We start from the raw sequence: 21572 nt of genomic DNA on the forward strand, positions 1-21572 counted from the left end.
CAGCAGCCCAAAGGCCCGACATGCTGCAAATCCGCCTCGCCTCCCCGGACGATCTGGACGGCATCGCCGCCTTGCTGCAGGCCAATGCCCCATCCCGCGGCGGCTCGCTGACGGGAGAATTCCCAAGCGACAAGGTCGCCGCGATGCTGCGATCCGGCATGCCTGTAGTGGCGGCGCTGCACGATGGCCGCGTCGTGGGCGCGCTATTCAGCTCCGCCGCGGCGCAACCCTCTCCGCCGCCTCCGGTGGCAGCCATGCTGCGCACCTGGCCGGGCGGGCCCGACGCCTATGTCTACGGCCCGGTTTGCGTGGCCGCCTCGGAACGAGGCCAGGGCCTGCCGGCCCGGCTGTACGCCGTGCTGCGCGACAGCCTGCTTGGCGCAGAGGCCATCCTGTTCATCCGCCGCGACAACGCCGCTTCGCTGCGCGCCCATCAGCGGCTGGGCATGCGCGAGGTGGCAGCGTTCGCGCTCGATGGCGTGGACTACGCGGTGCTGAGCGACGCTGGCCATTCCAAGGCTGAAGACCTCGAACACAATCCCTGATCCGGCGCTGCGTCTCCTTGCCCCGCGCGTACGGCCGGCATCAGCGCGCCTCGGCTTGAACATGCTCCGCGCAGTTCTGCTGGCGATATCTGGTCCAGCCTCAGGATTCGGCGTGGCGCGCTCGAACCTCTGACATCCATCCCGCCGCGAATTCCAGCATGAATGCAAATATCCGCATTAGCACTTAAGTATTCGTCCCGAAGCGCATGGCCGCGCTCCGCGGCTATACCTGCAAGGCAGCGCCGATGATCCGCCGCCCAGGCGAGCCACCCCCTGCCCCATCCCTGTCCGACAGCCCATCGACGCAACGCGACGCCAAACCAGGAGCAGCCGAAATGCCTACCCCCCGCATGCGCAAGGATATATCCAAGCTGGACGCCAGCGATCAGACGCTGCAATGGTATGCCCGGGCCGTACACGACATGCAGCAACGCCCGCCCGGCGACTCCACCAGCTGGCAATACCAGGCGGCGGTGCACGGCACGCTGCAGAACCCCTCTACCTTCACGCAGGACCAGAAGCAAGCCTGGGCGCAATGCCAGCACGCCACTTGGTTTTTCCTGCCCTGGCACCGCGTCTATCTGGGCATCTTCGAAGACATCGTCTCCGCCACCGTGGCCAAGCTGGGTGGTCCCCAGGACTGGGCGCTGCCGTACTGGAACTACAGCCCGCCAGGCGCCCGGGCGCTCCCCCCCGCCTTCACCGCCAAGCAATTCGCCGGCCTGTCCGGCCAGAATCCGCTGCTGGTGGAGCGCGATCAGGGCAACGACGGCAAGCCGTTTCTGGACAACAAGGCGGTCAGCCTGAACTGCCTGAAACGCGCCAACTTCGCCGGACACCTGGCCCCGGGCGGCGATTCCGGCTTCGGCGGGCCGATGCGCGGCCCCAACCATATGGGCGACAGCGATCAGGGGCAGCTGGAGATGGTGCCCCACGACATGATCCACAGCGATATCGGCGGCCTGATGGGCGATCCCGACACCGCCGCCCAAGACCCCATCTTCTGGCTGCACCACGCCAACATCGACCGGCTGTGGGAGGTGTGGCGCAAAATGGGCAACGCCAATCCCACCGATCCCAAATGGTTGAGCGCCACTCGCTTCTTCTTCCACGACGCCAGCGGCAAGCCGGCCACCTTCACCCCGCAAGACGTGGTGGACACCGTGAACGGGCCCTGGCACTACCAATACGACAACCTCGCCAATCCGCTGGGCAACGTCCATTAAGAGCCGCTAACAGAACCCTGAGCCAAGGCGCGCCGACGCAGGCAGTACCCCTCGCACGACAAGGAGGCGCAACATAGGATCAGGGGTTTTGTTAGCGGGCTAACGACGCCAGCCATCACGGGAGCACTCACTCATGTCAACGGAACACCCATGCGAGATGGTGGCCGCCACCCAGGAATCGTTTCCGCTGGCGTCGCGGGACGCCACGGTCAGCCTGTCGATAGAGCCACCGACCGGCCCGGCGCTGCAGGCGCAGGCCGCCGGCAAGCCGCGCCAGGCCTACCTCCGGGTTGAGCGTGTCACCGGAAAAGGCATGCCGCCAGGCTACGAAATCTATCTGCATCCTTCGGGAGAATCCCAACCCGGCAGCCGGGAAGAACTATGCGCCGGCGTGCTGCCGCTGTTCGGCCTGGACAAGGCGTCCCGCCAGGGCGCGGGCCATGCCGGCACCGGCTTGCATTATGTTTTCGACGTCACCGAGCTGATGGCGCGGCTGGAGCAGGAGCCCGGCTGGGATCCCAAAGACCTGCGCGTCACCTTCGTTCCCAGGCGGCAAACCAAACGCGAAGCCGAAGTCCGGGTGGGGCGGGTCAGCCTGTATTACGAATGATTTGCGGATATCCCCGATGCGCGCGCTGACGCTGGGTTCCGCCCGCCTCGCCGCGCCGCGGCCTGCCGGTTCGCGGCGAATGCGGGACGGGTTGCGGCGGCATCCGGAATGGTGGGTGCTGGCGCTCTGCGCCGCGGCGTGGCTATGCCTGCTGCAAAGATCCGGCGGCATCGGCTTCGCGGCGATCTGCCGCGGCGGATTCGCTTGGCGCGAACTGGGTTGGCCCCCTGCGCCCGACAGCGGCCTGCCGCTGATGACGGCGGCGATGATGCTGCCGCTGGCGGCGGGCCCCGCCCGCTATGCCGCCTTCCACAGCCTGTGGCGGCGGCGGGCCCGGGCAATCGCCGTCTTCCTGTGCGGCTATCTCGGTCTCTGGCTGGCGGCCGCCTGGCTGCTGGACGCCGCGTCCGCGCTCTGGCTGTCCGCCGTCAACAACCTCTCACTGTCTCTCGCCGGCGCCGCCCTCGCCGCGGCCGCCTGGCAGCTGGGCCCGGGCAAGGCCGCCGCTCTCGCGGCTTGCCACCGCGGCCGCGCGCTGGCGCCATCGGGCGGGGCCGCCGACCGCGATTGTCTGCTGTACGGACTGGAAAACGGCGCCGCCTGCCTGCGCAGCTGCTGGCTGCTGATGCTGCTGCCAGGCGCCAGCGGGCATGGCCTGGCCGTGATGCTGGGCGTCACCGCGCTGGCCACGGCGGAACGCTACCGCCGGCCAGCCGCCGCCGTTTCCGCGGCCGCGCTGCTGGGCTTGGCGCTGTGGCAGGCGATGGCCGCATGACCGCTTCTCACCCGCCGCCGTAGAAACCATCCAGCGAGCACATGTCCAGCGTCTCCTGAACATGGTAGAAATCGGCGACCTGATCCATCGCCCGGTGCTCCAGCTCCATCATGTAGGCCAGGCTGCCCAGCGCGCGCCGCTGCGCGGCGGCCCCCAGCAGCGAAATCTCGCGGAAGAACAACTGCGGCAATGCCGCGCATCCGCCCTCCTGGCAAGCATCGTCCCGGCGCGGAAGCGTCCGGTAGGCCGCGCGCGCCTCCTCCACGCCATCCGGCCCCATCTCCTCCAGCCCTTTCATGCCCAGCCCGCACTCGAAAGCCATCAACGCCGCCAAATAACCGATGGGATCGTAGCGCCCCAGCACGGTGAAGGCATCGACGTAGGCCTGGAACAAGGGCAGCGGCAAAGCCTGATCCAGCCAGGCCGACGGCACGCCCAGCGCCTCGCACACCGACCGTCCATACACCTCGCGCGCCAGCTCTTCCTGAAAGTAACGGTGGACATGCTGCTTCATCGGCAGCCGCATGCGCCGGGTCATCAACGGCGCGATGATCTCGGCGAAGCGCCTGGAGACGTGGTATTGCTCGATGAACAGGCCCTGGACCAGCGAACCGGCCTCCGCGCCTTCCTCATCCACCTGCCGAGCGAAGCGGCTCTCACCCAGCGCCTCGATCCCGGACCGCAGACACTGGCGGGCGCGGCGCATGAAGTTGACGCCGCTGTCCGCCGCCGCCGGCGACGTCCAGCCATGCAGGCGGCGGCGTGCTCCCGCGCAGGGCGCCTGCAGCACCAGATCCACCAGGCACAGCAAGTACGATTCTTCCTGCACCGGGCAATAGAAGCCCAGCACGTCCGGCCTGGCTACCCGCCCCGTTCCGCTGCCCAGGACTGCGCCGCCGGATGCCTCGATGAAGCCCGTCAGCACCCTCCGCCACAGCGGGATCAGTTGCGGCAGGTTGTCCTCCAGATAGAGTTTTTGCAGATAGAAGGTTTGCAGCGCGAAATTGTCGCCCCACTCCGGCGCGGCGACATCGTCGATGAAAAACGCGCCGGGAGCGGGAGGCGGCTCGTCCAGCAAATGCAGCATCACCCGCGCGGTGGGAACGCGCTGCCCGCCGCTGTCGCCGGCATCGGACCGCAGCCGCTCGATGCAGCGGCCGATCAGCGACTCCTGCTCCAGACGGCGCATCTCCAGCGCGGAACGGCCGGCCGGCGCGTCCCGGATCAGCGACAGCTCATCCAGCTGGCGCGCCAGCGACAGCTGCCAGGGCTGAGCCGAGCCGGAATGGATGTCGAACCAGATTTCCGCGCCCGGATTGGCCATGGACAGCACGCTGTCCAGCACCCGTCCGCCTTCCACGCCTTTGAAGGCGAGCTTGTACTCGTTGGAATCGGCCGCCAGCACCACGGTCTGCCCATCCTCGTCGAGCCTGGCGCTGAAGGGCACCAGTTGCGGCGCGCGGTATTGATTGATACGCCTGGCTTCCATTGCGGCCTCCTGCGATAGCGGGCGCGGATGAAACCATTCCGCGCGAAAACTCCGGAATCCACCCCGGATCGACGCGATCCGAAAGGCGCAAATCGATGGGCCGGACTTTCATCTTATGCCGTAACCACCCCGCTCCCACGCGATTCAAGCTGTCCAAAATGACTGTTTTTGATCATTTTCATTCACAACCAGCGCGCCCAACGCGAGTAATCAACCCGCGGGGGAAAATCGCCGCAAGCCGCGCCACGCTTGACATGGCGCCGGCCCCGGCTATAACCAGCACATGCTGGATATTCCATATAAGAATCATGGTTAAGTAGTCTTACGAATCCGGCATCATCCGTCGACAAAGGCGGACGACAACATCGCGGTATCGGGTCGGCAACATACCAGGCAGCACACGTCATCTCGACAATGTCTTGGGAGAGCCAACCATGAACCTCAGCCAATTCCAACGCGCCTCGGCCCCGTTATCGCAAAGCCTGGACAACCTCGGCCCACTGAGCGAGCTGTCCGGCCACTGGACCGGCCATGGCTACAATATGATCGCCGTGCCGAACCGCCAGAACGGCGGAATCTTCCGCCTGATCGTCAACGCCACCATCGAAACCATCAGTTTCAGCCCGATAGGCGGACCGGTGCCGAACCGCGGCTCAAAACAGAACGACATCTTCCTCTACGGTTTGACCTACCTGCAGCAGGTCAGCGACGCCGACACCGGCGAAGGCATACACATCGAACCCGGCATCTGGCTGAACGTGCCGGCCACCACCGCGCCGCACGATCCGCCCACCATCGCGCGCCAGGCCACCATCCCCCACGGCGATTCGCTTCTGGCCCAGGGCCAGGCGTCCAGCGAAGCGCGGGCGCCCAATATCGCGCCGGTCAGCACCATGCCCACCCGGGTGGACGGCAAACCACTGCCTCTTGGTTATACCGATCCCTACCTGAACGGCAAGTTCCCTCCCGGCTTCGATATGTCGAATCCCAACCAGGCGCTGGTGGACGTGCTGAAGTACCAGCAGCAACAGCTGGAACTCAAAGTGGTGAGCACCACCAATCTACCGGTCAGCACCCAGGATTCCGGCGGCATCGCCAACATTCCCTTCATCGTCCAGAACGCCGACGCCACCGAGATGAATTCCATCTTCTGGATCGAAACCCTGCAGCGCCCGGACGGCAGCCAGTTCCTGCAGCTGCAGTACACCCAGACCGTGCTGCTGGTGTTCGACGAAGTGATCTGGCCGCACGTGTCGGTAGCCACGCTGATCAAGCGCTGAGCGCGCCGCGCCGTTTGCCTACCCGACGATTCGCGGAGGAAACATGAGCATCGATTCGAGCAAACCCTTCGGCATGCTGTTCGACCGCATCTACGGCCAGAGCGCCGCCGGAGACCTGGCGGATGCCCGCAAGCCGCTGCAAGACGCGGCCCAGCTGGCGATCCAGGTGGAAATGACCACCATCCCGCCGTATCTGACCGCGCTGTATTCGATCAGCGATCCCAACTGCGAGGCCTACCAGCTGCTGCGCAGCGTGATGATGGAAGAGATGTTCCACATCAACCAGGCCGCCAATCTGCTGGTGGGCATCGGCGGACGGCCCCGGCTGACCGGCAGCGCCGCGCCGGTCTATCCCTGTTATCTGCCCCACGCCAACACCAGCACCACGCCTTTCATCGGCCTGTGCCGCGCGTCGGTGGAGGTGTTCAACGACACCTTCACTGCGATAGAAACCCCGGCGCCGCCGCACGCGCCGCCGCGCGGCGACAACTACAGCTACATCGCCCAGCTGTACGACGCGCTGCTGGACGGCCTGGCGGCCTATCCGGACCAGGCGGCGCTGTTCCAGCAGAACGCCGACGCCTGTCAGCGGCTGGACATCTATCTGGGCAAGTTCGGCGGCAAGCCGGTGCGGGTCACCGACCTCGCCAGCGCCCGGCTGGGCGTCCAGCAGATCGTGCAGCAGGGCGAAGGCAGCGTGCCGGAATCGCAGTCGATGATTCCGATCGAGCCGTGGGCCACCTACAACACCTACGGCGAACGCACCGACGGCACCTACGGCCCCATCATCGGCTCGCCGTACGAGATGTCGCACTTCAAGAAATTCCGCACCGTGTCGCTGGACAAGGCCGGCTTTCCGCCCACCTACCCCATCGTGTCCAACCCCAAGCGTGGCGACTTCACCAACCCGATGGCCATCCAGTTGGCCGAGCTGTTCGACATCGCCTACAGCCTGATGCTGGACTCGATGGAGCGCAGCTTCGTCGCCGGCCAGTCCAAGGACAGCTTCTTCACCCAGGGCCTGCCGCTGATGCACCAGGCGCTGCCCAATCTGGCCCGCAAACTGATGCAGACGCCGCTGCACAAGGACACCGACAGCGACGTCGGCCCCAACGGCGCGCCCACCTATCTGTACCAGCCCGGCAGCAGGCTGGCCGATCTGGAGGCGCGGCTGCCCGCCGCCGTCCAGGTGGCCAGGCAGCAGATAGACGACCCGGCGGAGCGCGGCGAGATGGTGGACGCGCTGGAGAGCGTGCGCGACAACGTCAGCCGCCTGACGGCCGCCCATCAGACCGCGCAAACATGAATCGGGAGCCATCATGATCGAATACCGGATCTACCCCGCCATCGGCATCGCCCGCGTCGGCGACGCGCCGGAGAAGTTCTACATCGAGCCGGACCGCTACTGCGGCCTGCCCGTCATGCCGGACGGCAAGCCGTTCACCCAACAGGATTTCCGCGACGCCGAAGGCCGGCTGTGCCGCCAGGCCGCGCGCTTCAAGGTGTACAAGGTGGAAAACGGCGTCAGCGAGGAGGTGACGCTGAACACCGACGGCGTCCACGCGATACGCTGGACCGCGCACCTGGCCAACAAGAAACCCAGCTGGTACACCTTCGTGCCGGCCGAGGGCGAAGGCGGCTACGCGCCCAACCACCCGCTGCGCAACCCGCAGGCCGAGGATCGCCACACGCTGCTGATCGACGCCGGCCCGCGCCAGATATCGGGCCGCAGCCAGCAAGGCGAGCAGTTCAGCAAGAACACCGTGCCGGACGGCTACGAGGGCGCGCATTTCCCGCCCAGCCCGCTCTATCCGATGAACGACTCCATCGACACCCTGGGCGAGCTGCGCACCGACCAGGACGGCCGGCTGCTGGTGCTGGGCGGCTACGGCGTCTCCGGCTCCGCCGATCCGGACGCGACCATCACCGACTACGCCAACAACGACGGCTGGTGGGACGACACCTCGGACGGACCGGTCAGCGCGGTGATCGAGCTCTCCGACGGCAGCCGGATCGAGGCGCTGCCGGCCCACGTGCTGGTGGCCCCGCCCAAGTACGCGCCGGAAGTCCCCAACCTGATCACGCTGTACGACACCATCTTCGACGCGCTGGTGCGCAGCGGCCACTATCCAGCCCTCTATGAAAACGGCTTCTGGAAGTCCGGCGCGGACGGCTTCAAACCCAACTTCCACACCGAAATCCGCCCGCTGCTGGAGCGCGCGACCTATATGCCGTGGGTCGCCGCCATTCCGCCCAAACCGCACCATTTCGATTTCGAAAAACTGGGCGCGACCGGAACGGATGGCCTGGGCGCGCCGGAATACCAGGGCTTCCGCCAGTACATCCTGGACTTCATCCGCCCGCCCTACCAGGAAAACGACATTCTCACCGCCAGCGGCACGACGATGATGCCGTATCTCGCCGGCGACAACTGCCTGGTGCTCAGCACCGCCACCAGCAAGTACATGCGCCTCACCGATACCCAGTACTTCATGCTGCAGCAGTGGGTGGCCGGCTGGTTCGTCAACCACCCGGAGGAAGGCGACGCGGCCGAAAGCCTGACCCGGGCGGCGCTGGACAACTGCGTCGGCGGGCCGTTCTCGCCCGGCATCGAAATGACCTGGATATCGCGCAATCCGGCCATCTACCGCCAGCCCTTCCGCATCCGCAACCACTTCGTGCCCGAAGGCCCGCTGAGCCTGGATTTCGATCTGAAGCGCGGCATGGAGCCCGGCGACGTCACCCGCTACATGGCCATCCCCTGGCAAGCCGACTTCAACGAGTGCTCGTCGCAGCCGCTGGACGGCAGGCGGCTATGGTGGTGGCCGGCGCAACGGCCGGAGTTCGTCTACCTGGAGCCGCAACCGCAGCCGCGGACGCTGGCGGCCGCCTCGCCCCCGCCACCGCCCGACCAGGAAACCGGCAAGCAGGTGCCGTGGCTGGGCACCGACTACGACCAGCTGGCCGGCGACTTCATCCAGTTCGCCGACGACATCGACATGGTCAAGTACTGGGCCGGCCTGGGTTTCGTGATGGAAAAACAGGTGGACGGCGAGCGCCGCTTCGTCGAGGTGGAGCGCGAACTGCCCCGGCCGTTCGACCCCGCTCATCCGCCGCTGCCGGAACGGCGCAATGAACGTTAGCCGCTACCCGGTGGCGATCGCCGGCGCGGGGCCGGCCGGCAGCGCCCTCGCGCTGGCGCTGCATGCTCTGGGCGTGGAGGCGCTGCTGCTGGACCGGCCGCTGGCCCAGCCCTTCCGCATCGGCGAATCGGCGACGCCGGACGTCGCCGGCCTGCTGTCGCGCCTGGGCGCCGGCCATGCGCTGGACGGCCAGCCGGGCTACCACGGCAACCTCTCGCTGTGGGGGAGCGAGACGCCGCGGCTGGACCACTTCCTGTACCGGGGCCACGGCCACGGCTGGCATCTGGACCGCGCCGGCTTCGACCACGCGCTGCGGCAGGAGGCGATGGCGCGCGGCGTGGCGGTGCTGGGCGAATCCGGCATCGACGCCATCGAGCCAGCCGATGGCGGCTGGCGGCTGCGGGTGCGCGGCCTGGGCGAAGCGGAGGCGCGGGTGGTGGTGGATGCCGGCGGCCGGCGCTCGCCGCTGGCCGCCCGGCTGGGCATTCCCAGGTGCAGGCTGGATCGGCTGCAGGCGCTGGCTTGCCGCGTGGACTGCCCCGGGGAGCTGAGCGGCTACTCGCTGGTGGAATCCGCGCCATACGGCTGGTGGTATGCCGCGGCGCTGCCGGACGGCCGCGCGCTGGCCACGCTGATGACGGACCAAGACCTGGCCCGGGCGCAGGGGCTGGAGCACCCCGCCGACTTCCTGGCCGCCTGGTGCGCCACCCGGCTGCTGTCGGAGAGGCTGCCGCCGCCGCCGCGAATAGACGCCGTGCATGCCTTCGCCGCGCACAGCGGCTGCATCTCCCGCGCCGCCGGCCCCGGCTGGATCTGCGTAGGGGACGCGCTGATGGGACTGGACCCGCTGACTTCGTCCGGCATCGCCTGCGCGCTCGGCGACGCGCTGGCCGCCGCGCCGGCCATCGCCGCGATGCTGGACGGCGACCTGGCGCCCGCTCGCGCCTACGCCAAACGCGCCGACGACTGTTTTCGCCGCTACCTGGCGGAACGGCGGCGGCATTACCGGCAGGAAAACCGCTGGCCGGAGCGGCCGTTCTGGCAGCGCCGCGCCTTCGCACCGGCGGCGCTGGCCGTTCCCGCCTGACTCCCATCCAGCAACGACAACGGGGCTGCCCGAAAGCAGCCCCGTTTTTCTGCCCGATCTAAACGCTAGCGGTTAGCGGCGAAGATCGCGTCGGGAATTTCGGCCTGGCTGACATTGGGGAAATCGCGCAGCGACGCGCGCGACGCCTCATCCCCGGTCACCATCCTCAGCGGCTCGCCGCTGGCGGCGTCCAGATACAGCGTGGACGGCCCCTTGCCCGGACGTTCGTAACGCCAGCCGTCGGCCTCGCGGCCCAGCACCTCGCGGCGGCCGATGAAGCGGGCACCCAGCCGGCGCAGCACGTCGCGCGGCAGGAACAGCTCGGCGAACGGGCCGGTCTCGTCGTCCAGCGGACGCTCGCACAGCTGCTCGCCGGCGGCAGTCCGCTCGCGGCCATAGGCCACCTTCTGCTTCCAGGTGCGGCCGCTGGCGGCGTTTCCGACCTCGGACATCCACAGCCGGTAGCCGGTGTCGCGCTCCGACCAGGGATTGAACAGGCCGTCGATGCGACAGACATCGCACTCGTAGTCGAACCAGCAGTAGCCGGATGTCAGCTGGTCATCCGGCAGCATCGGACTCCAGTACGACACATAAGCGCTGCTCCAGCGCGCCGGCAGCAGCGGCGGTTCCCGGTTTTCCATGCGGCCTCCTCAGCGTTGCAGCGCGTAGCGCAGGTTCTGCGCCAGCGCTTCCGGCATCGGCGGCAGCGACTTGCGGCGGGCGTCGAAGCTCTGCACGAACTCGGTGCTGGACAGATGCATGCGCTCCTCCACCGTCTCGAACCAGACCCGGCTGTTGTCGGCATGGCCGCGGAACAGCTGGACCAGCGGCAGCGCGCGCTCCTCGAAGCTCCGCAGCGCGGCCGGCACGTCGGCTTCGGTGCACAACGCCTTCACCAGCAGCTGCGCCACCACCACCGCCATCGTGGTGCCGTGGCCGATGGAGAAGTGGCCGGACTGCAGCGCGTCGCCCAGCAGCACCAGCTTGCCGTCGTGGCAGCGATTGTGGCTCAGCGTCATGAAGTTGCGCCAGCCGAGGCCGGGCTGGTTCACCAGGCCGTGCCCATCCAGCTCGGCCTGGAACACCTTGGCCACGTATTCGGCCGACGCTTCGTCGGACATCTCGCCCAGGCGGGCGCGGACATAGGTTTCCTCGCTGCACTCGACGACGAAGGTGCTCATCGTATCCGAGTACTTGTAGGCGTGGGCGATGAAGATGTCCTTGCCATGGGTGCGGAACACCAGGTTCATCTGGTCGAACAGCTGGCTGGTGCCGTACCAGATGTACTTGTTGCGGCCATAGTCCACCTGCGGCGCCAGCGCCTCGGTGAAGTGGGAGGTCTTGTGGTTGACGCCGTTGGCCAGCACCACCAGATCGTAATCGGCCAGCGGCAGCTCGCCGTGCTCCAGCAGCGGCGACTCGAAGCGGATGTCGATGCCCTGCGAGCGGCATTTGTCGCGCAAGGCGTGCACCAGGCCGCGGCGCTCCACGCCGCACAGCAGCACGCCAGTGCTCATCAGGCTGGGCTCGTTGTGATGCACCAGCTTGAAGTCCTCCAGGAACTGCGGGTTCAGCTTTTCCGGCGCGTCCAGATAGGACAGCGGATTGGCCGGATGCTGGCCGGGCCGGCCGGGCAGCACCACGCCCCAGCCCAGCACCTCTTGCTCGTCGTTCTTTTCGACGATGTCTATCGCCCACTGCGGACGCGCCTGTTTCAGTTGGCTGGCGAACACCAGGCCGGCCGGACCCGCGCCGATAACCAGAACTTTCATCAATTGACCCTTCCTATCTTGTACCAAACGTTCTGCTTTCTCTGGATCTGCTGCAGCCTGTCGTACGGTTCCGACGTGAAATACAGCTTCTCCGCCATATCCGGCGGGTAAAGGCCGGGAAACTTGTTATGCATGTAGCGGGTGTAGCGCGCCCGCATGAAGAAGACGGGGTTGGAGCAACTGAGCACGTCGTAGTTGGCGCGCGCCATGTCCTGCATCGCGTCGGCCTGCACCTTGCGCAGCTCGGTGAACTCGGGAAAAGCCTTGTCCTGATCGCCCTTGTGGCGGTCCAGCAGCTCGACAAAGGTGCGCGCGTCCTCCAGCGCCATATTCATGCCCTGGCCGAGGAAAGGCGCGGTGGCGTGGGCGGCGTCGCCCAGCAGCAGCACATTGCCCTTGTAGTGGAAGGTGCTGGAGCGGACATTGATCAGGTCGTTACTGGGCTTGGCCAGGAACTGGCGCAGCATTTCCTCGCGCGCGTCCTGCGGCAGCCCGCCGAAGTAACGGTCGAAGAAGGCGCGCATCGTCGGCTCGTCGGTGGTGGTCAGGCTGGGGCTGCCGCTGTAGGGCAGGCAGACCGCGATGCTGACGCTGCCGTCCGGGATGGTGGCGGCGCGGCCGGCGAACAGGCCACCGGAATCCATGCCGAAGAAGTACAGCGTGTCCTTGCGGTAGCCCAGCGCCTGGGCGTCCGGCAACACCAGCGTCTTGTAGCCGTGGCGGAAGAAGGTCTGCTGGAATTCGAAACGGCGCAGGCCGCTCTGCATCGCCTGCCGCACCGCCGAATGCGCGCCGTCGGCGCCGACGATCATGTCGCCCTGTAGCCGCTGCGGCTGGCCGTCCGGGCCCTGGATCAGCACCGACTTGCCGTCCAGATCCACGTCCAGGCATTTGTGCTCGAAGTAGTAGCGGACGCCGGCCAGATTGGCGTATTTGTTCAGCAGCTTCTGGAACGCCGCGCGGTTGAGCGACAGCGGGCGGAAATCCTCCAGCGGCTTCAACGGCCGCATCCGGTGCTGGCCGCCGACCGAGAACGCCATCGCCACGATGGGTTCGCCGCAGGCCTCCAGCTCCGCGCGCGGAATGCCGGCGGCCAGCACCGACTTGATGCCGCGCACCGTCATGCTGACGCCTATCGCCCGCGAGCTGACCACGTCGACGTAGGACGACAGGTCCTGCAGCGGGTCGCCGCGCTTTTCCACCACGTGGACCTCGTAGCCGCGCTTCGCCAGGTAGATGGCGGTCAAACCGCCGGCGAGCCCGCCTCCGACTATGATTGCTTTTTTCATTTCAGGCCTCTCTAGAAAGCTTTCCACAAGCCAAGTCCAGCATCTGCCGGCGGTAGAAATCCAGCAGCTCCAATTGCGCGTCGGACAGCCAGCCCGGCGCCAGCGCCGACGCCGTCTCCTGCAGCCGCTCGCAGCGCCGCGCCAGCATCCGGCAGCCCAGCTCGTAGTCGTCGTAGCTGCGGGTGTCCACCGGACCGGGCAACGGCGGGCCGGCGGTGCGTCCGGCGCTGCCCGACGGCAGATTCATCAGCGCGCAGGACAGCGGCCGAAGCAGGCCGGTCATCAGATCGATGGCGGCGTTCATCAGCCGCGAACGTCTGAGACTGCCCAGCGGCTTCACCGCGAAGTGCTGCGCCATCATCGCGAACATCAGCTCGTACACGCCCTGGTACAAGCCCATCAGCGCCCGCGCCCGCTCGTCTTCGACGCGCTGGCAGCCCGGCTCCTCATCCAGCACCGGATTGCGCAGCGCCGGCAGCGCCGGTTCGAACGGCGCGGGCTGCGCCATGATCCGGGCCGCCAACTCGCGCAGCCGCTGGAAATGGGAATGCTCGTAGTGCGGCGAGTCCAGCGCCCCGCCCTCGCCCTGGTCGGTGACGAAGGAGATGCCGAATAGCGCGCTGTCGCGGTCGAACACCTCCAACTGATAGCCGGGATTCGCGCGGTTGGTCAGTTCGTTGAGGAAAAGATGGTGTTCGCCGCCGCGCTTGCCCGCCTCGCCGTCGAACAGGTCGGGCAGATCGAGGAAGGCCTGGCGGATCGCGGCGTAGAAATCGGCGATGGACTTGCCCGGCGCCGGGATGAAATGCGGCCATTCCAGCCGGACGAAGCGCGCCAGCGCCGACTCCGAAAACGGCTCCAGCGCGAACTCGGTGTCCAGGCCGAACGCCTGCCGCGCCGCCTCGCCCATCAGCGGCACGCCGGCGTAAAACGGCTCGCCCAGCGCCATCAGCAGATTGTTCACCACCAGGTAGTGGATCATCTCCTCGTGGGCGATCTCCAGCAGCACGGCGCGGATGCCGCCGTCGCGGCGCCGGTCTCCGCTTCCGCAGGCCAACAGCAGCTGCTCCGGCGTCCATGCGCCGTCAGCGACGCGCTGCTGGCCTTGGGCGTAATTGGGAATGGAATAGGCGGCGTACAAATACTGCAGCATCACCGACAGCTCCAGATCCACCGCCTTGCGCAGCTCGGCCGCCAGCTCCACCTTGCTCTCGATGCGCGCCGGTCCGGCCGGCGGCGGCGCCTGCAGCCTGGCCTCGCCCTCGACATGGGCCAGATATTTGAGGAACAGCCTGGCCTTGGGCGCGGACAGCTCGCGGGTGCTGGGCATGTAATAACTCTTGCCGCGGTTCTGCGGATCGCACATCTGCCACATCAGTCTGGCGTAGGTCTCGCACTTGCAGCGGTCGGCCAGACTGAACACCTTGTCGGACATGAACGGGTAGATCAGCTCGTAGTAGGCCATCACGTGCCGGTACAGGAAGGCGTAATCGACCTCGTCCACCGTCGCGTCGTCCAGTTCCCAGTCGTCCGGCAGCACCCGCAACTGGATCGCCTCTTCGCCATCGCCGAGCACGATCCGGGCCGGGCCGGGCCGCAGGCCGGTCAGCCGCCACTCGGCGGCGATACCGTCCTGGCGCGCCTCCACGCCGGCCAGGCCGATGCCCTCGATCCGGTAGGGAATGGCCGCCCGCTCGCGGGCCTCGCCGCGGAAATAGCTGCGCAGCGCGATGTTTTCCGGAAAGAAACGGCCATGGCGGCGGTCCGGCGCCTCCAGATAAAGATTGGCGGTGTCTGACTGCGTGACCCAGTCCTGCTCGCGCCACTCTGCCAATTCGCTGGACAGCGTCAGCGAGCCCTTGGGCTCGCGCAGCAGCGGCAGGTCGACGATGCCGTGGTTCGTCCAGTAATCCTGGTACAGCGCCTGCGGCACCCGCGCCAACAGCGCGCCGTCCTCGTCGCGCAGCAGCAGGTCGCCCAGCGGCAGCTTGGCGCCCAGATCGGGCGTGGGCCTGTCTGGCGCGGACGGCAGCGCCGCGCGGGTGGAAAACGGGATCGCGCAGGCAAGATTCAGCGCCGCGCGGCCGCCGCCCACGCGCAGCGTCAGATCGCCCAGCCCGGGTTGGCGCGGCCTCAGCAACCGGCCGGCCGGATAGCTGGCCAGCTCGCCGCGCTGCCACAGGCCAACCACGCCGACCATGTCGTGGAATACCGGCGAATTGGGTTGCGGCGGCGTCGACATATTGAACAGCGCGTACTGCACCGTCAGGCCGAGCACGTCGTCGTCCTCCAGCGCCAGCTGCAGCCTGCGCCAGGCCTCGGAATCGAACTGCCTGGGATGGAACAGGAAATGCGGATGGCTCTTGGGCACGGAAAACTGGAACAGCCGCGCCGTTCCGAACTCCTCGTCCAGGAAATGGCCGCCGCGCTCGGCCACGTGGCCGCCGCGCGTCCAGCGCGCGCCGTGGCTGTCGTCGATGTCGGCGGTAAACAACCAGGGCGTGCCCGGCCCGGCGCCGGCCGGGCTGATGGTGAACTGGCCGGCGTAGATCTGCACCGCGTCGCGGCGGGTGGGATCGTTGTCCACCCAGCGCGCGCGGTTGAAGGTGGTGCGCAGGTAGTCGTTGTAATGCCCCCACAGCGCCAGCCTGGCGCCGACCAGGCCGTCGCCATGGTCCGGCTCGCCGCCGTCCAGCTGCACGTGGCTGACGGTGACGTTCTCCCAGGAGAAATGGTTGTTGCCGGCCGCGTTATAGCCTTCCGCCAGGCCGAACGGCCCCTCCGGATCAGGCCGGCCGTCCAGGCCGAAACGCGGCTGCAGCGATTGCAGGTGGCGGTGGAACTCGATCGGATGGCGCGCCAGGTCGAACGGCTCGCCATTGACCGAAACCGCGTTGCGGGCCATGTCGATCTGGCCGTGCGGATCGCGGTTGGCGGTGGGCGCGTTGACCCGCGCCCAACCGCGGAAATGGATGCGTGGAAAATCCAGAATGCTCATGTGTCTCCCGAGCGGTCATGGCTGGCGACCGCCGCCCGGACATCGGGCGGCGACGCGGGACGGCGGCCCAGCCGCCGCCACGTTCAAGCGGAGAGGCGCTGCAACAGCAGCCTGCTGGCCTCGCGAGCGCTGAGCAGGCCGCCCTCCATCCAGCCGCAGTGCGTGGTGTAGGCATCCGAGCAGGCGATGATGCCGCTGTCGCGGTGGCTCAGCGCGGACGGGTGGTCGATGCCGCTGTCCCGGCAGAATTCGACGCCGTGCGCCCAGTACTTGTGCACGTGGACGCGAGGCTGGGGAATGCGCTCGCGGGCGATGCCCAGCGCGCTGGCCAGATGGGTTCGGATCTGCTCCAGATAGCCGTCCTCGCCTTCCGCCACGCAGCCGCGCCAGTAATCGGCCATTTCGCTGTCGGTGTAGAAGAACAGGTATTTGTCGCCCTTGAAGTAGATCTTGCGCAGCGGGTTGTCGACGATCAGCACCTGGTCGTCCAGCTTGTAATCCAGCCACCAGGGCTCGCTATAGGTCAGGAAACCCTTGAACAGCGGCAGCGAGCCGTAGCGCGCGCCGCTCCACGCCTCGGGAAAATTGACGTTGAGCCCAGCCATCGCCGACGGCGGGACCGCCAGGATCAAGTGGCGGGCGCGGTGCTCCAGCTTCCAGCCGTCGTCACCGGCCAGTTGCAGCCGGTAACCATCGCCGTCGGCCTCGACCGAAACCAGGCGATAGCCCAGGCTGAAGCGGGCGCCGGCGGCCTTGACCTTGGTCTTGATCTGCTGGATCAGGCCGTCGAAGCCCTGCTCCGCCGAAAACCACTGATTGGCGTCGTTGTCGGTCACGCTCTGGATTTCCGGATGCTTGCCGACGATGTCGTAAGCCATCTCGGCCGAGATGTCCGGCAGGAACAAGGCGTCATAGCCCATCGAGCGGATCATGCCGACCGCGCTCTCCTTGCCCTGATAGCGGCTGACGAACTGGAGAAAGGACTCTTTGCCATGCTCCTCCAGCCTGGGGGACAGCTCGCTCATCGCCCGCTTCAGCTTTTGCTGGGTATGGTTTTTGAATTTCAGCTGGGTGAACGGGTAGATTTCGCTCTTTTGGCTGTAATGCTGCATCGCGCTCTGGAAATGCGGATGCAACTGCGGCGAATACCGCCCGGCGCCCAGCTCGATCGCAGCCTTGCCGTCCAGCTTTTTCGAGCGTATGCGGCCTCCCGCTTCCTGCTGCATGTCGAAAATGCGCAGAGACAAGCCGCGACAGGCTGGCGAGTCGAGCAAATTGCTGGCGCAAGTCAGGCCGCTGATGCCGGCGCCGACAATGCAGATATCGGAAGAATGCTTCATCGCGAATGTCCCTTTGACTGTTCAACTCACGCCCTCTCCGCGGCAACGGCGGACGGGCATGGACGACGTAAATGCTTGGCACTCTCGCCTCGAAATCGGGATGCAGCCTCTTGTATCCTCGTCATGACCGGTTTCCCAGCATGAAATTTATAAGGCATTTATATTTTTAAAATTAAATGCCTTTGTAATTTTCAGCCACGGTAGTTCAACCGGACTCATTCATCAAGCATATTGTCTAACAAGACGGTTCATCCTGTTCCAAGGGTCAGGACGTGACGTGGAGAAACAGAGACAAAAGGCTGCCTGGGATCAACGGCGTTTGGCGTACGACAATTGTCCGCGCCAGTCCAGGTACTGGGGCGCCGCGCCCATCCCCACCCTGAAGCGCTCGCCGTTCCCCGCGGTCGGCTGCCACAGGTAGAGCTGGTCGGCATGGCCGCCGCCGGTCCAGGCGGTCAGGTAATAGTCGGCGGCGCGCGCCCAATCCTTGAGCGACACTTCGTCGCCGTCCTGCAGGCAGCCGTCCGGCCGGCTGTGATTGATCAGCCGTAGTTCGGCGGAGCGGTTCAACGGTCCCTGGGCGGTGTAGTAGGCGTACTGATTGCCGCCGACCGTTCCCCACCAGGTCCAGAACCAGCCAGGCCGATCAGCCCGCTCCAGACGCACGTATTCGCCGGAACGGATGCAGCCGTTGTCGCGCATGGAGAAGTTGTTGGACAGATTGAAACGCGCCCGCGCGCCCGCCGCTGCCGCGTCGGTCTTCAGCCAGCCGTCGTTGGCGTCTCCGGCCTGGACATAACGGCCGTTGGCCAGGTTCTTCAGGGATATCTGGCGATAGGCGCCCGGCTGCGCGGTCAGCGAGCGGGTCGGCGTGGCGGCGTCGGCCCAGGCGAAGGCCTGGACCGGGTAGTGATCGCTGAAATCGGTATAGGCGTAGGTCTGCTTCGCCACCGCCGATCGCGCCGTCCACTGCGGCGACGGCGCATCCAGCGCCTGGTTGTGCCAGGCCGAGGGCTGGCGATGGCCTTTCAGCGTCAGGATGTAATCCAGGTATTCCGGCGCGTCGCCGCCGCGCGCGCCGTAGCGCTCCAGCGCGATGCCGTTGCCGGCGGTGTCGAAGCTGTGCGGCATGCCGGCGTAGCGCGGCTCGCTGGCCTGCAGGATGTCCAGCATCGCCCGGTATTCGGCGGTCTTGTAGCGGTCGGTGTTCATGTCGCCGGCGACGATCACCATTTCGTCGGCAGGCAGATGGCGCGATTGCACCCAGGCCGCGATCTCGCGCAGCTGGGCCTGGCGCACGCCGATGTCGGCATGGTTGGCGCAGCCGCTGTCTTCCGATTGCAGATGGGTGCCGATCACATGATAGAACTTGCCGTTGACGGCGATCCTGGCATAGGCGAAGCCCTTCAGCGCCTGCCCGTCCCAGCTGCAGCCGGGCGTCTGGAACAAATACTGCCGCTTCTCGACGATGGGCCAGCGGCTGGCGATGGCCACACCGCCGTCCTCCGGCTTCATGCCGTTCCAGCCTTCGGTCCCGTCCCAGCCCTGTTGCGTTCGGCCGATCACCGGCGTCTGATAGGGAAAGCGCGGCTTGAGCAAAGCCTGCAGCCGCTCCGACGCGGCGTTGTCCTGCAATTCCTGAAACACCAGCACGTCCTGCGACTGGAGAATGGGCGAAGCCGCCATCAGCTCGACGCGCCGCATCTGGCCGTAATTGGGATATAGCGCCTGCGGCAGCAGCATCGCGTTCCAGGTAGCGAGCTTCAGGTCGTCGGGATAGGCGGCATGGGAAGCGGCGGGCAGCAGCGCCGCGCATAGCAGAAAACGCCAGGCTTTCATCGGACATCCTTTAGTGGGTGAAGGAAGCGGCAAAGGCTGGATCAGTTTTCTTTCACTATGGTTAATTACTCTAAAATTAATATTCCATTTACATTTTCAATACATGCTCGCCTCGTCAGCCCCGCTCATGAATCCGCTGCCGCGGCTGCCGCCACGCTACCCGTGCTGCGGAATGAAAAAAGCCGCCATCCCTAAGGACGGCGGCTTCATTGCCGATGCAAGCGGCGCGGCTTACTCGTGGATGGCTTCCACGGCGATGTCGATGGTGACATCGTCGCCCACATAGGGCGCGTACTTGCCGGCGTTGAATTCGGTGCGCTTGACCTTGACGCTGGCATTGGCGCCGATGGCGTCTTTCTTCAGCATCGGGTGCTCTTTATTGGTGAAGCTGGACAAGGACAGCGTCACCGGCTTGGTCACGCCCTTGATGGTCAGATTGCCTTCCACCGCGGTCGGCTTGTCGCCGTCGAACAGCACCTTGGTGGACTTGAAGGTGGCGGTCGGGAACTTGGCGGTATCGAAGAAATCGGCGCCCTGGATGTGGCCGTTGAATACCGGGTAGCCGGTATCCACCGACTTCATGTCGATGGTGACGTCGACGGAGCCGGTCTTGGCTTCCTTGTCCAGCACAATCTTGCCGCTGGTCTTGTCGAAGCGGCTCAGCTGGGTAGAGAAGCCCAGGTGGCTGTACGAGAAGCGCGGGAAGGTATGGGTGCCGTCGATCACATAAGTTTCCGGCTTGGCCAGCGCGGTGCTGCTGAAGCCGGCGACGGCCACGGCAGCCAGGGTCAGGCGGGTCAGTTTGTTCATGGCTTCTTCCTCGGTTTGGTTTGGGCGGCGCTTACTTGGCGCGCGCCAGCAGATGGAACTTGATCTGGATTTCATTGGCGACGGTGCCGAAATCCTTCCAATCGCCTTCGCCGATGGCGAAGTCGGCGCGCTTGATGGCGAACGCGCCGTCGAAAGTCGCGGCATTGCCCTGCGGCGTCATCGTGGCCACCGCGCTGACCGGCTGGGTTCGGCCCTTGATGGTCAGCTTGCCGTCCACCTGGAAGCGGTTGCCGCCCAGCGGCTTGATGGCGCTGGAAACGAAACGGGCGTTCGGATACTGCTTGGTGTTGAACCAATCCTTGTCCGCCACCTGCTCGTTGGCCTCGGCCGAGCCGGTGTCGATGCTGGCCAGATTGACGTCCAGCTGCGCCTTGGCGGCTGCCGGCTTGGCCGGGTCGAAACTCAGCTGGGCGGAAAACTTCTTGAAGTGGCCCTGCATGCCGACGCCCATCTGCTTGTAGCCGAAGGCGATATTGCTCTTGTCCTGCTGGATCGCGGTGTATTCCACGGCCTGCGCCGCCAGCGGCGCGGCCAGCAGGCCGCCCAGCAGCAGCGGCATGGCGATGCGTTTGATATCCATGGTGAGGTCTCCGGAGGGGTCAGGATTTGATGCGCCAGGGCAGCATGCGGGTCAGCACATCGTCCCTATCGATCAGGTGATGCTTGAGCGCGGCGGCGACGTGCCCCGCCACCACCGCGGCCAGCAGATAATTGAGCAGGCCATGCAGACGCTGCAGGTTTTCGCCCAGCGCCTGGTCCGGCGCGATCAGGTCCGGCAGCGGCAGCACGCCGAAGTAGACGGTCTGCACGCCCTTGGCCGAGCTCATCAGCCAGCCGGACAGCGGAATGGCGGCCATCAGCAGATACAGCATCAGGTGGCCCGCGTGGGCCATCGCCCGCATCGGCTTGCCCATGCCAGACGGCAGCGCCGGCGGCCGATGGCCGAAGCGCCAGACCAGCCTCAGCCACACCAGCAGGAACACGGTGACGCCAGCCCATTTGTGCCAGGAGTAGATCTTCAGCTTCAACGGCGAAAACGGCAGGCCGTGCATGTAGAAGCCCACCCCGAACAGACAGACGAGCATGACCGCCATCAGCCAGTGCAGCAGGATGGCGGTAGAGGTGTAACGCGTTTGCGACATGGACAGCCTCTTGGTGAATTCAACGAAAAGCAGGCCTCCCCCATTCAGCCACGGTCTTGCCGTGACGCGGGAGATGCCGCTTGCTTAAAACTCTAAGCGCTTTTCATTGCGCGAAATAGACGGCGCAGGCAAATTCATCATTTCCTGTCAGGAAACAATCGACGGGAACCATTTTCCTTCCGCTCGCTCCGCCCTTGCCTGCCCCA

At 66.2% G+C, this 21572-nt stretch carries 18 protein-coding genes; 8 read left to right on the plus strand and 10 right to left on the minus strand.

The annotated features are described in order from the left end of the window. Positions 1-20 precede the first annotated feature (20 nt). From VA599_RS04975 to VA599_RS04990, 4 genes are all read left to right on the plus strand, one after another. A complete protein-coding gene (locus VA599_RS04975) occupies positions 21-545 on the plus strand; it encodes a GNAT family N-acetyltransferase (protein WP_346787830.1) in 525 nt (174 codons plus the stop codon). Between the two features lie 335 nt (positions 546-880). Beyond that, complete coding sequence (locus VA599_RS04980; RefSeq protein WP_161627518.1) at positions 881-1771, plus strand: tyrosinase family protein; 891 nt, start codon at positions 881-883, stop codon at positions 1769-1771. Between the two features lie 133 nt (positions 1772-1904). Further along, positions 1905-2381: a DUF7868 domain-containing protein gene (locus tag VA599_RS04985; protein ID WP_152527008.1), complete on the plus strand. Its 477-nt coding sequence runs from the start codon at positions 1905-1907 to the stop codon at positions 2379-2381. A 16-nt stretch (positions 2382-2397) separates the two neighbouring features. Next, positions 2398-3156 (plus strand): copper chaperone, encoded by a 759-nt coding sequence (locus VA599_RS04990; protein WP_346787831.1) that lies wholly within the window; start codon positions 2398-2400, stop codon positions 3154-3156. 7 nt (positions 3157-3163) lie between these two features. Here VA599_RS04990 and VA599_RS04995 read toward each other — a convergent pair whose 3' ends face one another. After that, the gene (locus tag VA599_RS04995; RefSeq protein WP_346787832.1) at positions 3164-4645 is read right to left on the minus strand and encodes a hypothetical protein; all 1482 of its coding nucleotides are present in this window, start codon (positions 4643-4645) and stop codon (positions 3164-3166) included. Between the two features lie 434 nt (positions 4646-5079). Here VA599_RS04995 and VA599_RS05000 point away from each other — a divergent pair, with 434 nt between their 5' ends. Genes VA599_RS05000 through VA599_RS05015 form a run of 4 tightly spaced genes read left to right on the plus strand, consistent with a single transcriptional unit; the run spans position 5080 to position 10155 of the window. After that, positions 5080-5925, plus strand: coding sequence for a heme-binding protein (locus tag VA599_RS05000; protein ID WP_346787833.1), 846 nt, complete (start codon positions 5080-5082; stop codon positions 5923-5925). Between the two features lie 43 nt (positions 5926-5968). Beyond that, entirely contained in the window at positions 5969-7231 is a 1263-nt protein-coding gene (locus VA599_RS05005) for a ferritin-like domain-containing protein (RefSeq protein ID WP_346787834.1), read from the plus strand. 13 nt (positions 7232-7244) lie between these two features. Further along, on the plus strand, positions 7245-9068 hold the full coding sequence (locus VA599_RS05010) for a LodA/GoxA family CTQ-dependent oxidase (RefSeq protein WP_346787835.1): 1824 nt from the start codon (positions 7245-7247) through the stop codon (positions 9066-9068). Further along, positions 9058-10155 carry a tryptophan 7-halogenase gene (locus VA599_RS05015; protein WP_346787836.1) on the plus strand — a complete coding sequence of 366 codons (1098 nt, stop codon included), beginning with the start codon at positions 9058-9060 and terminating at the stop codon, positions 10153-10155. The genes VA599_RS05010 and VA599_RS05015 overlap by 11 nt, the downstream gene beginning before the upstream one ends. 65 nt (positions 10156-10220) lie before the next feature. On the opposite strand, the gene vioE is transcribed toward VA599_RS05015, so the two are convergent. The 9 genes from vioE to VA599_RS05060 all read right to left on the minus strand — a co-directional run bounded on the left by vioE (position 10221) and on the right by VA599_RS05060 (position 21366). Continuing rightward, positions 10221-10796 carry a violacein biosynthesis enzyme VioE gene (gene vioE, locus VA599_RS05020; RefSeq protein WP_346787837.1) on the minus strand — a complete coding sequence of 192 codons (576 nt, stop codon included), beginning with the start codon at positions 10794-10796 and terminating at the stop codon, positions 10221-10223. A 9-nt stretch (positions 10797-10805) separates the two neighbouring features. Then, positions 10806-11927 carry a flavin-dependent violacein biosynthesis monooxygenase VioD gene (gene vioD, locus VA599_RS05025; RefSeq protein WP_346787838.1) on the minus strand — a complete coding sequence of 374 codons (1122 nt, stop codon included), beginning with the start codon at positions 11925-11927 and terminating at the stop codon, positions 10806-10808. Next, positions 11927-13216: an NADP-dependent violacein biosynthesis oxygenase VioC gene (gene vioC, locus VA599_RS05030; RefSeq protein WP_346787839.1), complete on the minus strand. Its 1290-nt coding sequence runs from the start codon at positions 13214-13216 to the stop codon at positions 11927-11929. Before vioC ends, vioD begins: the two co-directional genes overlap by 1 nt. A gap of 1 nt (position 13217) precedes the next feature. Next, positions 13218-16214: an iminophenyl-pyruvate dimer synthase VioB gene (gene vioB / locus VA599_RS05035; protein WP_346787840.1), complete on the minus strand. Its 2997-nt coding sequence runs from the start codon at positions 16212-16214 to the stop codon at positions 13218-13220. A gap of 83 nt (positions 16215-16297) precedes the next feature. Next, a complete protein-coding gene (gene vioA, locus VA599_RS05040) occupies positions 16298-17554 on the minus strand; it encodes a flavin-dependent violacein biosynthesis tryptophan-2 monooxygenase VioA (RefSeq protein WP_346787841.1) in 1257 nt (418 codons plus the stop codon). A 309-nt stretch (positions 17555-17863) separates the two neighbouring features. Continuing rightward, positions 17864-19393, minus strand: coding sequence for a sphingomyelin phosphodiesterase (gene sph, locus VA599_RS05045; RefSeq protein ID WP_346787842.1), 1530 nt, complete (start codon positions 19391-19393; stop codon positions 17864-17866). 231 nt (positions 19394-19624) lie between these two features. After that, positions 19625-20203: a YceI family protein gene (locus VA599_RS05050; RefSeq protein ID WP_346787843.1), complete on the minus strand. Its 579-nt coding sequence runs from the start codon at positions 20201-20203 to the stop codon at positions 19625-19627. 31 nt (positions 20204-20234) lie between these two features. Further along, a complete protein-coding gene (locus tag VA599_RS05055) occupies positions 20235-20804 on the minus strand; it encodes a YceI family protein (RefSeq protein WP_021475464.1) in 570 nt (189 codons plus the stop codon). A gap of 19 nt (positions 20805-20823) precedes the next feature. Then, positions 20824-21366 carry a cytochrome b gene (locus VA599_RS05060; protein ID WP_021475463.1) on the minus strand — a complete coding sequence of 181 codons (543 nt, stop codon included), beginning with the start codon at positions 21364-21366 and terminating at the stop codon, positions 20824-20826. Positions 21367-21572 lie beyond the last annotated feature (206 nt).

The sequence above is a fragment of the Chromobacterium indicum genome (assembly GCF_039708975.1).
GTDB lineage: Bacteria > Pseudomonadota > Gammaproteobacteria > Burkholderiales > Chromobacteriaceae > Chromobacterium > Chromobacterium piscinae.